This window comes from Enterobacter sp. MGH 33, assembly GCF_000534535.1.
Lineage (GTDB): Bacteria > Pseudomonadota > Gammaproteobacteria > Enterobacterales > Enterobacteriaceae > Enterobacter > Enterobacter hormaechei_C.
Genome location: NZ_KI973212.1, coordinates 1,680,744 through 1,696,314, shown reverse-complemented (window position 1 = coordinate 1,696,314; position 15,571 = coordinate 1,680,744). Strand labels below are relative to the sequence as shown.

Here is a 15,571-nt window from a genome sequence, read left to right as displayed (position 1 = left end):
TTCTTTGTGGTGCGGATAGTAAAAACCTTGTTAACAATATGTATATTTAAAGGCGTTATTGGTTATAAAAGCCAGAAGATAATATAAACAGTTGTGATTTTTATTAACGCGCAAGAAAAAACGCATTTTGCCGGAAGATAAACATATAATGTTATCTGCTTCACAGTATTTTTCTTTCGCTTTGCTACCCGCCGAAAAGATTACATTTCATTCACCTTTAATAATCTTAAAATTAACACCCTTTCGTGACTATTTGATGAAATAAAGGCCGCAGGAATGCGGCCTTTATTTTGTTCGGAGGATTACCTTTCAATTTTTATGCTAAAGGTGCGTGACTGGCCTGGCCGGAAAGACCCCGTAATGGCTGAACCCTCCTCCCCTTGCGCCTTGCGCACCTCATTCATGTCCGTTTCGCAACAGGCCTGGACCTCACGGTTCACAGACAAAGCCACATCACCGGAGCAGGTCTCCGCAGGGTTGTACAGACGAAGAATCATCTCGTCACGATCCTCCGCTTTTTTCAGCGCACTGAGTACGCATCCGTTAGGCGCCAGCGTTAACAGGCTATAGCTACAAGGGGTGGTGAAAGAGGCGCGGTTAAGCTTCATCGCATCCCACGGGATTTTGTTATAGCAGTGCACTGGCGTTAACCACGACTTCGCCTGCTGCGCAACGCCAGCACTGACGGGCGTACCATTAAAACTGAACAGGCTAAAGCGACAGGTTAACTGGCCCCGCATCTGCGAATCAGGCACCGGCATTTTGATCCCGGACGGTCTGCCGGGGCGCAGCAGTAAATCTTCCTTCCCAAGCACCCCCACGCCGCGAAGCAACGTCAGGGCAAACGTTTTTTGACGCTCGCCAGTTACTTCAAATTCGCGTAACCCTTCGGTAAACAGCGCCATCCCGTTACGCCGTTCCTGGAGCACAGCGTAGTTAAGCAGATTCCACACCGGCAGCGGCGCTTCCTTCCAGCCCTCCTCCTGCCAGTTCGCCATCGCTTCATCCTGTACAGGACGCGTCAGCGAACCGAACTGGGTATCGGCTAACACCGTGTCTGTGGTAAATGGCGTCGGGATCAGCACCCGCACACGGTGGTCATCCGCGTGATTTCCGAGACGCGCCTCAACGTCGATACGTCGGCTGTTATGGCTGAGCGTGACCGTGAGCTCTGCCTCAAGCGTTCCCGTCTGCTGACGCGCAGAACGTTCGGCGAGATCCGCCGGCACCGCCATGCGATGGCGGATCACCGCCCTGCTCTGCCAGGCCTCGTGGATCACCTCAACCTCATGCTCGCCCTGAGCGGAAGTGAGTCTCCACTCTTCCCGTGAAGGCGAGTAGTCGTACTCATCGCCATCATCCGAGCTCTCTTCTATTTCCAGCGCGCGGTCATAGATAAGCCCGGACGCTTTATCGAGCAGACGCAGGGTGCCGTCGTCGTTTAACGTTATTTCCCAGAAAGCATTTTCCAGCAACGCCTCCGACGATTTTTCTGCCGCCAGCAGCTTGCCGGCCACGTGCGGCTCGATATAGAGCGTGCGGTAACCCATTGATGGCAGGATCTGATTGAGCTGGATATCAAACTCCATAAAGGGATCGTAGTTGCCGTAATGCACAATTTGCCGGTCAATCAAGCCGGGGTCGATTTCACGCGCGCTGCGCGGGCAGTAAGGGATTTCATTCCCCCTATCGTCCAGCAGGCGGAACTGGCTGGCGCGCAGACGTATCGTGGTGTTAATCACTTCCTCACGCGGCCAGGGCGTGAGGTTAAACATCACTAGTTTGTCTTCCTCGCTCTGCGGCATGTTGTCAACAATCTTGCGCATATAGAAGCACGTCAGGTTATCGGCCATGTCTTCCGCCAGCTCGAAGCGGGACATCACCTCACGATGCACTTTGTCACTACAGCAGCAGCCGATACTGTCATGGGCGTGATTCTTGAGGATCTCTTTCCACATTTTTTCCAGCAAGCCGTGGTGATACTCAAAGCCCAGCGTCCAGGCAAGCGTGGCCAGCGGCTCAAGGACGTTGACGATTTTATTCTCTATCCGGGCGTGGGCGATTTTGATATCCATCCGCGTGGAGCCTATCGTCCGGTGCACCCGCATATATTTACCGTCAATAAACTCCCCTTTCAGCGTCGCCAGTTCATCGCGGTGCGCGTCAATGTGGTCAAACACCTCCTCGAAGCGGCTCATCACAAACTGACGCTGCGGATAGATTTCGCGCAGCTTATCCATCACCGCAAAGATGTTCTGCTGGAGCGGCATCTGATCATGGCCGTTAGGCAGCAAAATTTCTTTCGTCACGGAGGCTTTTTCCAGCACCTCGAAGTACGTGTCGAGCCGTTTGCGTAGCCCGGCCTCATCCTCCGGTAAGTACTTACCAATCGCGTAGCCCAGCGGCAGCACCTGTGCCGTCACTTCGCTGCCGTCCAGGCTTTGCCAGAGAAATTCGGTTTTATCGGTACCGTGCCGCTCGGAACACCCGCGCCAGAACATGGTGCGCGTGATGCCAAAACCGTTGTAAATGTGCGGCAACTGGGAGGACATGCCGAAGGAGTCCGGCAGATAGCCAATTTTCATGGGCTCGCCAAAGGCCAGACAGTCGCGTATACCGTACATCAGATTTCGGACAATCGACTCGCCGGAAACAAGGGTGGTATCCGTCTGGGTATACCACGGCCCGATAATCAGCTTCCTGGCCGCCACCAGTGCCTTCACGCGTGGCCTGTTTTCCGGTTTCACGGCAAAATAATCTTCCAGCACCGCCGTCTGGCCGTCGAGTACGTAGTATTTATACTCTGCGTCCTGCTCAAGACGAGTGAGGATCTCTTCCATATTATTGACCAGAAGAATACGTGACGCTTCGGTGGTGAAGTACCACTCCCGGTCCCAGTGCATATGTGGCGTGATATGAACGCGAGATACAGCTTTCATCTTCGTTTCCTGTCAGTGCGTGTTTACGATGGTATGTCTTCAGTCACGTAGGTGCCGCTCTTCACGGCCTGGCGTCGCCAGAGCAGTAAAATGAGCGTAGAGATTGCGGCGCCAGCCAGCGCGGCGCCAAACCAGCCGACAGCGGCCATCACGCCGCCCAGCCCGGCATCATGCAGTAAGAAGAGCGAGAAAATGCCCGCGCCGGGGGTGGATAGCCCAATCCCCATCGCCCCGACAATCGCTCCGGTCACCATTGACCCCAGAACAAATGAGCCAATGACCCGCAACGGATCCTCGATAGCCATCGGAATTGCCCCTTCGGTGATGCCCGCCAGCCCCAGCAGCCAGGTGGACTTGCCGGTTTCAATTTCGAACTGTTTGAACAGGTTCGGAGCCAGCATCGTTGATGCCGTCACGGTAAAGGCCGATACCATTTTGACGGAGGCAAAAATCGCATAAGGCCCGTATACGCCATTGGCCATCGCTCCCAGACAGAACGCGTAAGAGGCTTTGTTGACCGGACCGCCCAGATCGAACGAGCACATAAAGCCCAGGATCGCCCCCAGCAGCAGCGCATTCGCGCCGGACAGACCGTTAAGCCAGGCGGTCAGGGCGTTATTGATCCAGGCCACCGGTTCGCCGATCACAAACAGCATCAGGCTGCCTGCGCCCAGCACGCCAATCACCGGATAGAGATAAAAGGTCAGAAAGCCGTTGTAGCGGCTACTCAGCCGGATGTGGTTTTTCACCCAGCGCATCAGGTAGCCCGCAATCAGCCCGCCGACGATGGCCCCGAGAAAACCAGAGCCGATCATATTGGCGGCAAGACCCGCCGCAAAGCCCGGCGTTAGCGCAGGTTTATCCGCCAGCGAGTAAGCGGTATAGGCCGCCAGAACAGGCACCATCAGAATACCGAGCATCCCGCCGCCCAGTTTGCGGTACATCCACAGCCACGAGTTTTCCTGATCGAACAGATGCTGCAAGCCCAGGATTTGCGCCAGCAGTACCGACACCGCCAGCACCGTACCGCCGGCGACAATCAGCGGTACCGCAAAGGAGATACCGCTGAGCAGCGCCTGCTTGAGTTCGGTTTTAACGCACTTTTTCGCGTCCGTGTCGACGTGCGCAGGACGCGCATCGGATACAGGCTGTAGCGCCAGCGCACGCTCAATGAGCGCTTCCGCATGGCGTAAGGGTTCCGCGACGGGCACGGAAATGGCGGGCATCCCCTGAAAACGCTCACGCTCTTTGATCGCCACTTCCGCCGCGAAGATACACGCTTTTGCCTCCTGCAACTGCTGCGCGGTGATGCGCCCCTCAATACCATTTGCCCCCTGCTTTTCGACCACCACATTGACGCCGAGCTTACGTCCCGCTTTTTCGAGATACTCCGCTGCCATGTAGGTATGGGCGATCCCGGCCGGACAGGCGGTAACGCAGACGATCGTCGGGGCATTCTCCGCAACGGCGGTTTCTTGTGCGTCAGGCGCCGTTTCCAGCGCCGCAAGCACCGCTTCCGCGCTGGTCGCCGTCATCACGCGCGCCCTGAGCTCGTCATCCGCCAGGCGAGACGTCAGTTCCGTCAGGACCTGAATATGCGTTGATCCCGCTTGTGCGGGAGGAATGGCGAGCAGAAAAATTAGCTCGACCTCCTCCGGTCCGTCCACACCTTCCCAGGCCAGCGGCTCACGCAGTGTGGCCACGGCAAAAGCCGCTTCGTTTACCGCCACTGATTTACCATGAGGTACGGCCAGCCCCTCGCCCAGCGCCGTCGGGCCAAGCGATTCCCGATGGAAAACGTCTGCCAGAAACGTATCGGCGTCGGCTATTTTGCCCAACGCCACCAGCCGCGTCGCAAGCTGACGGATTGCCTCATCACGGCTGGTAAACTGCGCCTGCACGCAGACAGCACGGGGGTCGGTCAGAGTCGTCAGGTTCATAAGATCCTCACCTATCCAAAGTTATTGTCTGGGCAGGATTGTGGCAGACCGGATAATACATTTATGTGATCATTTTCACTAACACCGATATTTGTATCTTATTTGTATTATTTACAAATTTACCACTGAAGGCATAATTCCCTGAAAACGTATTAAAAAGGCGCGACACAATGGGCAATAAACCGATGTACCGGCAGATCGCCGATGCGTTCCGCGAGAAAATTAATGCTGGTGAGTTAAAACCTGGCGACGCGCTGCCGACGGAATCCAGCCTTCAGGAGGCGTTTAGCGTCAGCCGGGTCACCGTGCGGCAGGCTTTGAAGCTGCTCGCCGACGAGCAGATCATCGAAAGTATTCAGGGCAGCGGCTCGTATGTAAAAGAGGAGCGGGTGAATTACGATATTTATCAGCTCACCGGCTTTTACGAAAAGTTAGCGGATCGCAACGTCGATACGCACAGCGACGTCAGCGTCTTCGAAGTGGTGAAAGCCGATGAGCGGCTCGCGGCAAAACTTGCGCTCAATCCGGATGATAAGGTCTGGCACGTCAAGCGCGTACGCTTCATCAGGGAAAAGCCGGTGAATCTGGAAGAGACATGGATGCCGCTGGCGATGTTCCCCGACCTCACCTGGGAAGTGATGGAACAGTCGAAATACCATTACATTGAGCAGATCAAAAAGATGGTGATCGATCGCAGCGAGCAGGAGCTGGTGCCAGTCATGCCATCGGATGAGGCGATTGCCGCCCTGGCGCTCGATCCGGCAAAACCGATTCTGGAAAAAGTCTCTCGTGGCTTTCTGAAAGACGGCCGGGTATTTGAATACAGTCGCAACGTGTTTAACACCGACGACTATAAATTCACTCTGGTGGCTAAACGCAGGCAATAAAAAAAGGCCGCTTTACAGCGGCCAACCATGTCGAAACGGACATTTTTTTATACTTCAACGCGCCCCATTCGGGGAGCAGAGAGGACTTACTTAATGATGGATTTCAGTGCTTCACCGATATCCGCCAGGCTGCGAACGGTTTTCACGCCTGCGGCTTCCAGTGCTGCGAATTTCTCATCAGCCGTACCTTTACCGCCTGCGATAATCGCGCCCGCGTGACCCATACGTTTGCCTTTCGGCGCGGTCACACCCGCGATGTAACCCACCACCGGCTTGGTCACATGATCTTTGATGTAAGCAGCCGCTTCTTCTTCCGCGCTACCACCGATCTCACCGATCATCACGATCGCTTCGGTCTGTGGATCTTCCTGGAACAGCTTCAGGATGTCGATGAAGTTAGAGCCCGGGATCGGGTCACCGCCGATGCCCACGCAGGTGGACTGGCCGAAACCGTAGTCGGTGGTCTGCTTAACCGCTTCATAGGTCAGGGTACCGGAACGGGACACGATACCCACTTTGCCTGGGCGATGAATGTGGCCCGGCATGATGCCGATTTTGCATTCGCCTGGAGTGATAACGCCTGGGCAGTTCGGGCCGATCATGCGCACGCCTGCTTCGTCCAGCTTCACCTTCACGGTCAGCATATCAAGCGTCGGGATGCCTTCGGTGATGGTGATGATCAGCTTAATGCCTGCGTCGATCGCTTCCAGAATAGAGTCTTTGCAGAACGGCGCCGGTACGTAGATCACGGTCGCGGTTGCGCCCGTCGCTTCTACCGCTTCACGCACGGTGTTGAACACCGGCAGGCCCAGGTGCGTGGTGCCGCCTTTACCTGGCGTTACGCCGCCAACCATCTGCGTACCGTAGGCAATCGCCTGTTCGGAGTGGAAAGTCCCCTGGCTACCGGTGAAGCCCTGGCAGATAACCTTGGTATCTTTATTAATTAAAACGGACATTATTTCCCCTCCACTGCGGCAACAACCTGCTGAGCTGCATCCGTCAGACTTTTCGCTGCAATAATATTCAGGCCGCTGTCAGCCAGTTTTTTCGCGCCGAGTTCAGCGTTGTTCCCTTCCAGACGTACAACAACCGGAACGTTAACGCCCACTTCTTCTACCGCGCCGATGATACCGTCGGCGATCAGGTCGCAACGTACGATACCGCCGAAGATGTTCACCAGAACCGCTTTCACGTTGCTGTCAGAGAGAATGATTTTGAACGCTTCGGTTACGCGCTCTTTAGTTGCGCCACCGCCCACGTCGAGGAAGTTCGCTGGCTCACCGCCGTGCAGCTTAACGATGTCCATGGTGCCCATTGCCAGGCCCGCACCGTTAACCATGCAGCCGATGTTGCCATCCAGCGCGACGTAGTTCAGCTCCCACTGTGCAGCCTGTGCTTCACGCGGATCTTCCTGAGACTGATCGCGCATTTCACGCAGATCGGACTGGCGGAACAGCGCGTTGCCGTCAGCGCCCAGCTTGCCGTCGAGGCAGATCAGGTCGCCCTGGGTGGTGATCACCAGCGGGTTGATCTCGATCAGCGCCAAATCGCGCTCCAGGAAAATGGTCGCCAGACCCATGAAGATCTTGGTGAACTGCTGAACCAGCTTGCCTTCCAGACCCAGTTTGAATGCCAGCTCACGACCCTGGTAAGGCATTGGGCCCGCCAGCGGATCGATAGCCACTTTGTGGATCAGGTGCGGGGTTTCTTCCGCCACTTTTTCGATTTCCACGCCGCCTTCGGTAGACGCCATGAACACCACGCGACGGGAGCTACGGTCTACGACTGCGCCGAGGTACAGTTCTTTCGCGATGTCGGTTGCCGCTTCCACCAGGATCTGGTTAACCGGCTGGCCGTTCGCATCTGTCTGGTAGGTTACCAGACGCTTGCCGAGCCAATGTTCAGCAAACGCACGGATCTCTTCTTTGCTCTTAACAACCTTCACACCGCCCGCTTTACCACGGCCACCAGCGTGAACCTGACATTTAACTACCCACGGGCCGGAACCGATTTTAGACGCGGCTTCTTCTGCTTCACGCGGGGTAGTACAGGCATAACCCACCGGAGCCGGTAAGCCATACCGGGCAAACAGCTGTTTGGCCTGATATTCATGTAAGTTCATGTGTTCTATCCATCCTTCAGGTAATCGTTAGGTAGTGCTTTTGTAGGCCCGGCAAGCAACGCGCCGCCGGGCAAGACTGCAAAAACTAGACGTCCAGCAGCAGACGCGTTGGATCTTCCAGCAGCTCTTTAATGGCAACCAGGAAGCCTACGGACTCGCGGCCGTCGATCAGGCGGTGATCGTAAGAGAGCGCCAGGTACATCATCGGCAGGATCTCAACTTTACCGACTACCGCCATTGGACGATCTTTAATGGCGTGCATACCCAGGATCGCGCTCTGCGGCGGGTTGATGATCGGGGTAGACATCAGCGAGCCGAACACACCACCGTTGGTAATGGTGAAGTTACCGCCAGTCAGGTCCTCAACGGTCAGCTTGCCGTCGCGGCCTTTCACGGCCAGCTCTTTGATTTTCTTCTCGATGTCAGCCATACCCAGGGTATCCACGTCACGCAGAACCGGGGTAACCAGGCCGCGTGGGGTAGAAACCGCCATGCTGACGTCGAAGTAGTTGTGGTAAACCACGTCATCGCCATCGATAGACGCGTTCACTTCCGGGTAGCGTTTCAGCGCTTCAACTACCGCTTTCACGTAGAAGGACATGAAGCCCAGACGGATACCGTGACGTTTTTCAAACGCGTCACCGTACTGCTTGCGCAGGTCCATGATTGGCTTCATGTTGACTTCGTTAAAGGTGGTCAGCATCGCGGTGGAGTTTTTCGCTTCCAGCAGACGCTCGGCCACGCGCTTACGCAGGCGGGTCATAGGCACGCGTTTTTCGCTACGTGCGCCCAGAGCTGGCTGTGCCGCTGGTGCTGCCGCAGGGGCTTTCGCTTCCGCTTTCGCCTCAGAAGGCGCTTTTGCCAGATGCTTGTCGATGTCTTCGCGCGTCAGACGGCCACCCACGCCGGTGCCTTTGATGGCTGCCGGATCGAGGCTGTGCTCAGCCAGCAGGCGACGGATCGCCGGGCTGAGCGCGTCATTGGTCTGATCGGACAGAGACGCCTGCTGGCGCTGGGCCGGAGTAGACGCTTTCTCTTCAGATTTGGCGCTGGACTCTTTGCCCGCGCTATTGCCTTCACGCAGGCGACCCAGGATCTGGCGAGAAGTGACGGTCGTACCTTCATCTTCCAGGACTGCATCCAGAATGCCATCCGCTGAAGCCGGTACTTCCAGTACCACTTTGTCAGTTTCGATTTCTACCAGCACTTCGTCACGGGTTACCGCGTCGCCTGGTTTTTTGTGCCAGGTGGCGACGGTTGCATCTGCTACTGACTCAGGCAGGTCGGGAACAAGAATATCTACGCTACTCATTATGTATCCTTTAATTAATCGACGTTCAGCGCGTCATTGACCAGATCTTGTTGCTGCTTCTGGTGAACGGACATATACCCTACCGCCGGAGAGGCGGAGGCCGGGCGACCTGCATAACGCAGAGCAGACCCAAATGGAATCACTTCACGGAAATGATGCTGGCTGCAATACCATGCGCCCTGGTTGAGCGGCTCTTCCTGGCACCAGACAAAATCATGAACGTGAGCGTACTGTTTCAGCACTTCCTGCATCGCCTGATGCGGGAACGGATAAAGCTGTTCGATACGCACGATGGCGACATCTTTCTGATCGTTCTTACGGCGCTGTTCCAGCAGGTCGTAATAAACCTTACCAGAACACATTACGACACGCTTAACGGCCTGCGGATCCAGCTCGTCAATTTCACCGATGGCCGGCAGGAAGGTGCCGTTTGCCAGCTCTTCCAGGCTGGAGACCGCCAGTGGATGGCGCAGCAGGGATTTTGGTGACATGACTACCAGCGGACGGCGCATACCGCGCAGCGCCTGACGACGCAGCATGTGGTAAACCTGAGCCGGAGTGGACGGCACGCAAACCTGCATATTCTGCTCGGCGCAGAGTTGCAGATAACGCTCCAGACGCGCGGAGGAGTGCTCCGGCCCCTGTCCTTCGTAGCCGTGCGGCAGCAGCATCACCAGACCGCACATACGGCCCCACTTCTGCTCACCGGAGGAGATGAACTGGTCGATGACGACCTGCGCACCGTTGGCGAAGTCACCGAACTGCGCTTCCCAGATGGTCAGGGTGCGGGGTTCTGCGGTGGCGTAGCCGTATTCGAAGGCCAGAACTGCTTCTTCTGACAGCACGGAGTCCCAGACCTTGAACTGGCCCTGACCGTTATGCACGTGCTGAAGCGGAGTGTACGTTGAACCGTTAGACTGGTTGTGCACAACCGCATGACGGTGGAAGAAGGTGCCACGACCCGCATCTTCACCGGACAGACGAACCGGAATACCTTCGTCAACCAGCGTCGCATAGGCCAGCGTTTCCGCGCCGCCCCAGTCGAACAGCTTCTCACCCGCCGCCATTGCCTGGCGATCGCCATAGATCTTGGCCACGCGGGACTGCATCTCGATCGCTTCCGGCACGGTGCTGATGCGTTTAGCCAGCTCCTGCAAACGCTTCATCTCAACCTTGTTCGGGTAGCTCTCGTCCCACTCGTGGTTGAGGTACGGCGACCAGGTGAAGGAGTGCATGTTCATTGGACGCAGCTCTTTCACTACGCATTCACCCGCATCCAGCGCGTCGCGGTAGAGGTTGACCATCTCGGTCGCATCTTCCAGCGTCGCCACTTTTTCGCTTTCCAGCTTGTCAGCGTAGATTTTACGCGGCGTCGGGTGTTTTTTGATTTTCTGGTACATCAGCGGCTGGGTTGCACTTGGCTCATCCGCTTCGTTGTGGCCGTGACGGCGGTAGCAGAAGAGGTCAATGAACACATCGCGCTTGAAGGTGTTACGGAAGTCCAGCGCCAGACGGGTAACGAAAGCAACGGCTTCAGGGTCATCCGCGTTAACGTGGAAAATTGGCGCCTGAACCATTTTACCGATGTCGGTGCAGTACGGGGTGGAACGCGCATCCAGCGGGTTAGAGGTGGTGAAGCCCACCTGGTTGTTGATTACGATGCGAACGGTACCGCCCACTTCATAACCACGCGCTTTCGACATGTTCAGGGTTTCCTGAACCACGCCCTGCCCTGTGACCGCCGCATCACCGTGAATGGTGATTGGCAGCACTTTATTGCTGCTCGGCTCGTCCAGACGATCCAGACGCGCACGCACGGAACCGATAACCACCGGGCTGACGATTTCCAGGTGCGACGGGTTAAACGCCAGCGCCAGGTGAACCTGACCGCCCTCGGTTTCGATATCCGACGAGAAGCCCATGTGGTACTTCACGTCACCGGTGCCGAGGTGCTCTTTATGTTTACCCGCAAATTCGTCGAACAGATCCTGCGGCTTTTTACCCAGCACGTTAACCAGCACGTTCAGGCGACCACGGTGCGCCATGCCCAGCACCACTTCGCGCGTGCCGCTCTTACCGGCATGACGAATCAGCTCTTTCAGCATCGGGACTAACGCATCGCCGCCCTCCAGTGAGAAGCGTTTTGCGCCAGGGAATTTCGCGCCCAGATAGCGCTCAAGGCCTTCCGCTGCGGTCAGTTCGCTGAGGAAACGTTTTTTCTCTTCTGCTGAGAAATTCGCGTGGCCTGCCACGGATTCGATACGCTGCTGGATCCAGCGTTTCTCTTCGGTGGAGGTAATGTGCATATATTCCGCGCCGATGGAGCCGCAGTAGGTTTGCTTGAGCGCGTCAATCAGATCGCCCAGCTTCATCGTGTCTTTGCCGATGGCAAAGGAACCTACGTTAAAGCTTTCCTGGAAATCGGCCTCGGTCAGATCGTGATAAGCCGGATCGAGATCCGCTACACGTTCCTGCTGCCACAGTCCCAGCGGATCGAGATTCGCATGCTGGTGACCACGGAAGCGATAAGCGTTGATAAGTTGCAGGACTTTAACCTGCTTCGCATTGGTGTCAGGGTCGGAAATCGCAGAAGAGTAACGTGAGGCATCCTTCGCCAGACGACGGAAATAATCACGTGTTTTTGAATGGAATTGATCCGGTTTGACCCCTGTACCAGGCAACTGCTGGAACATGGAACGCCAGTTTGCGTCCACTGAGTCAGGATCGGTTAAGAAGTCTTCATAGAGCTGTTCTATCCAGCTCTGGTTTGAACCAGAGAGGTAAGAAGAGTCCAGCCAGGCTTTCATTGCGCCGTTCTGCATCGTGATCCCTTAAGCATTTTTATGCTTACTTTCGCCGTAGAAACTACCACGCACACCACGTGTACGTGCCGGGGTTCACCTGCGAGCTCTTTTCATTTGGCCCGCGAAGGAACCTTTAGAAACTGTCTAAACTTCAGGGCAGTTTTTAAAGGTTTCTGCAATTTGCCCGGTGACGCTACGCTTACCGGGCCTACTGTTACGTAGGCCGGATAAGCGCAGCGCCATCCGGCGTTGTTACTTACGCACTGCGCTGCAACAACATCGACTTAATATGGCCGATGGCGCGCGTCGGGTTCAGCCCCTTAGGACACACACTGACGCAGTTCATGATGCTATGGCAGCGGAATACGCTGAAAGCGTCACTTAGCCCTTCCAGACGATTCTCGGTTTCGGTATCGCGGCTGTCGATCAGGAAGCGGTAGGCAGCCAGCAGACCCGCAGGGCCGATAAATTTATCCGGGTTCCACCAGAATGACGGGCATGACGTTGAACAGCATGCACAGAGAATACACTCGTACAACCCATCGAGTTTTTCACGCTGCTCAGGAGACTGTAAGTGCTCGCGAGCGGGTGGATTTTGCCCATTATTCAATAAGTAAGGCTTAATCTTCTCATATTGTGCATAGAATTGCCCCATGTCCACCACCAAATCACGCACGACCGGCAGGCCAGGCAGAGGACGGATCACAATTTTCTGGCCAGAACGCTGTAGCGCTGAAATTGGCGTGATACAGGCCAGACCGTTTTTGCCGTTCATGTTTACACCGTCAGAGCCACACACCCCTTCACGGCAGGAGCGGCGGAACGACAGCGTAGGATCTTTCTCTTTCAGCTGGATTAAGGCATCCAGCAGCATCATGTCACGACCTTCTTCCGCTTCGAGGGTGTAATCCTGCATACGCGGAGCATCGTCTACATCCGGGTTATAACGATAAACTGAGAATTCGAGTTTCATTATCCTGTCTCCGCATTAGTAAGTACGAATCTTCGGCGGGAACGCCGGACGCAGTTTCGGTTCCATGTTAACGCTACGACGCGTCATGGTTTCCGACTCTGGCAGATACAGGGAATGGCACAGCCAGTTTTCGTCATCACGATCCGGGAAGTCGAAGCGGCTATGGGCGCCACGGCTTTCGGTACGGAAGTTTGCCGACATCGCAGTGGCGAACGCGGTTTCCATCAGGTTATCCAGCTCCAGGCACTCCACGCGCTGGGTGTTGAACTCGCTGGAGGTATCATCCAGACGGGCATTCTTCAGACGCTCGCGGATCGCTTTCAGCTGCTCAAGCCCTTTGGCCATCGCGTCACCTTCGCGGAATACCGAGAAGTTGTGCTGCATACACTCTTGCAGCGCTTTACGAATTTCCACCGGATCTTCGCCGTTACGGTTGCCGTTCCAGCGGTTGAGGCGCTCAAGAGAGGCATCGATTTCGTCGTCGGTCGCATCACGCAGCGCGCCCTGCTCGGCAATAGACTCCTGGAGATGCAGACCCACCGCACGACCAAAGACCACCAGGTCCAGCAGGGAGTTGCCGCCCAGACGGTTTGCGCCGTGCACGGATACGCAGGCAATTTCGCCTACCGCGAACAGGCCAGGGATGACTACGTCTTCGCCCTGCTCGTTCACGGTCAGCGCCTGACCGGTCACTTTGGTCGGAATACCGCCCATCATATAGTGACAGGTTGGGATAACCGGAATTGGCTCTTTCACCGGGTCGACGTGAGCGAAGGTGCGGGACAGTTCCAGAATGCCCGGCAGACGGGATTCCAGCACGTCTTTACCCAGATGGTCGAGTTTCAGCTTCGCGTGTGGACCCCAAGGGCCGTCACAGCCGCGGCCTTCACGGATTTCGATCATGATGGAACGCGCCACCACGTCACGGCCCGCAAGGTCTTTTGCGTTTGGCGCATAACGCTCCATGAAGCGCTCGCCATGTTTGTTCAGCAGGTAACCACCTTCACCACGGCAGCCTTCTGTCACCAGTACGCCCGCACCGGCGATACCGGTTGGGTGGAACTGCCACATCTCCATGTCCTGCACCGGCACGCCAGCGCGGATCGCCATCCCAACGCCGTCACCGGTGTTGATATGGGCGTTGGTAGTGGACTGATAGATACGGCCTGCGCCGCCGGTCGCCAGAACGGTTGCGCGGGCTTTGAAGTAGACCACCTCACCGGTTTCGATGCACAGGGCGGTACAACCCACCACGGCGCCATCGGCGTTTTTCACCAGATCCAGCGCATACCACTCGGAGAAAATTGTGGTGTGGTTTTTCAGGTTCTGCTGATACAGCGTGTGCAGCAGCGCGTGGCCGGTACGGTCAGCCGCCGCTGCGGTTCGTGCCGCCTGCTCGCCGCCGAAGTTTTTCGACTGGCCGCCAAACGGACGCTGATAGATGGTGCCATTTTCCAGACGAGAGAACGGCAGACCCATGTGGTCCAGCTCCAGAATCGCTTCCGGGCCGGTTTTACACATATATTCGATGGCATCCTGGTCACCGATGTAATCGGAACCTTTTACCGTATCGTACATATGCCATTCCCAGTTATCTTCATGGGAATTACCCAGCGCAACGGTGATACCGCCCTGCGCAGACACAGTGTGGGAACGGGTCGGGAATACTTTAGAGAGCAGCGCACAGGTCTGGCCGCTCTGGGAAATTTGTAGTGCGGCACGCATACCTGCGCCACCCGCACCAATCACAACAGCATCAAATTCTCTGACTGGCAGTTTCATTACACACCCCACACCACAACAAATCCATAAATGACGTAAACCAGCAGAGCAACAACAATAATCAGTTGCAGCGGAAGGCGAATCGCCAGCGGTTTAACGTAATCGGTCAACACCTGCCACATGCCGATCCAGGCATGAATAAGGATGGAGAACAGAGCCAGCAGGGTGAACACTTTGGTGAAGGCCGATCCGAAGAAACCACTCCAGATTTCCCACGTCAGCGTGCCGCTGGTCGCGAAGAAACCGATCATATAGATGATGTAAAGGGTGAGAACGATGGCGGTAGCACGGACCAGGATGAAGTCATGTACGCCGTTGCGTCCTAATGCGGAGGCGTTGCTTACCATACGAGAACTCCTGCGAGAAGTGAAAGCACGACAGTGATCACAAATGAAATGTTAGCGGTACGTTTACCGGCCTCGAACGTCTCTTCCAGGTAGCCAAAGTCCATCAGCATATGGCGAACGCCGCCAACCACGTGATAGGCCAGCGCGGTCAGAATGCCCCACATGATAAATTTCACGAAGAAGCTGTTCATAATGGCTGAGGCCTGGAGGAATCCTTCAGGGGATGAGAGGCTGGTTCCCAGTAACCACAGCAAGATACCGACCGCCACAAACGTAATCACACCAGAAACACGGTGCAGAATGGACGCTATTGCTGTTACAGGGAATCGGATCGTTTTCAGATCCAGATTGACAGGTCTTTGTTTTTTCACATTTCTTATCATGAATAACGCCCACATGCTGTTCTTATTGTTTCCTTCCTCCGGACTGCGATGCGGGTCAGACAGCGTTCCTTTTCTATAACTG

At 55.8% G+C, this 15,571-nt stretch carries 11 protein-coding genes; 1 reads left to right on the top strand and 10 read right to left on the bottom strand.

The window, feature by feature from the left end; translation table 11 throughout:
• Positions 1-302: 302 nt before the first annotated feature.
• Both mngB and mngA read right to left on the bottom strand, forming a co-directional pair.
• Entirely contained in the window at positions 303-2,939 is a 2,637-nt protein-coding gene (mngB, locus tag L379_RS15905) for a mannosylglycerate hydrolase (protein ID WP_032652998.1), read from the bottom strand.
• A 23-nt stretch (positions 2,940-2,962) separates the two neighbouring features.
• Positions 2,963-4,879, bottom strand: coding sequence for a PTS 2-O-a-mannosyl-D-glycerate transporter subunit IIABC (mngA, locus tag L379_RS15910; protein WP_032652996.1), 1,917 nt, complete (start codon positions 4,877-4,879; stop codon positions 2,963-2,965).
• 170 nt (positions 4,880-5,049) lie between these two features.
• Between mngA and L379_RS15915 the strand changes: the two genes are divergently transcribed.
• Complete coding sequence (locus L379_RS15915; protein WP_017384967.1) at positions 5,050-5,766, top strand: GntR family transcriptional regulator; 717 nt, start codon at positions 5,050-5,052, stop codon at positions 5,764-5,766.
• Between the two features lie 86 nt (positions 5,767-5,852).
• On the opposite strand, the gene sucD is transcribed toward L379_RS15915, so the two are convergent.
• The 8 genes from sucD to sdhC form a co-directional block, all read right to left on the bottom strand.
• Positions 5,853-6,722, bottom strand: coding sequence for a succinate--CoA ligase subunit alpha (gene sucD / locus L379_RS15920; protein WP_003858609.1), 870 nt, complete (start codon positions 6,720-6,722; stop codon positions 5,853-5,855).
• Positions 6,722-7,888 (bottom strand): ADP-forming succinate--CoA ligase subunit beta, encoded by a 1,167-nt coding sequence (sucC, locus tag L379_RS15925; RefSeq protein ID WP_017384968.1) that lies wholly within the window; start codon positions 7,886-7,888, stop codon positions 6,722-6,724. The genes sucD and sucC overlap by 1 nt, the downstream gene beginning before the upstream one ends.
• Positions 7,889-7,973: 85 nt before the next feature.
• Entirely contained in the window at positions 7,974-9,200 is a 1,227-nt protein-coding gene (gene odhB, locus L379_RS15930) for a 2-oxoglutarate dehydrogenase complex dihydrolipoyllysine-residue succinyltransferase (protein WP_032652995.1), read from the bottom strand.
• 14 nt (positions 9,201-9,214) lie between these two features.
• A complete protein-coding gene (gene sucA, locus L379_RS15935) occupies positions 9,215-12,022 on the bottom strand; it encodes a 2-oxoglutarate dehydrogenase E1 component (RefSeq protein ID WP_003858615.1) in 2,808 nt (935 codons plus the stop codon).
• A 238-nt stretch (positions 12,023-12,260) separates the two neighbouring features.
• Positions 12,261-12,977 (bottom strand): succinate dehydrogenase iron-sulfur subunit, encoded by a 717-nt coding sequence (locus L379_RS15940; RefSeq protein WP_023303307.1) that lies wholly within the window; start codon positions 12,975-12,977, stop codon positions 12,261-12,263.
• Positions 12,978-12,992: 15 nt separating this feature from the next.
• A complete protein-coding gene (sdhA, locus tag L379_RS15945) occupies positions 12,993-14,759 on the bottom strand; it encodes a succinate dehydrogenase flavoprotein subunit (RefSeq protein WP_032652993.1) in 1,767 nt (588 codons plus the stop codon).
• On the bottom strand, positions 14,759-15,106 hold the full coding sequence (sdhD, locus tag L379_RS15950) for a succinate dehydrogenase membrane anchor subunit (protein ID WP_003858621.1): 348 nt from the start codon (positions 15,104-15,106) through the stop codon (positions 14,759-14,761). Before sdhD ends, sdhA begins: the two co-directional genes overlap by 1 nt.
• Complete coding sequence (gene sdhC / locus L379_RS15955) at positions 15,100-15,504, bottom strand: succinate dehydrogenase cytochrome b556 subunit (protein WP_026080740.1); 405 nt, start codon at positions 15,502-15,504, stop codon at positions 15,100-15,102. The genes sdhD and sdhC overlap by 7 nt, the downstream gene beginning before the upstream one ends.
• Positions 15,505-15,571 lie beyond the last annotated feature (67 nt).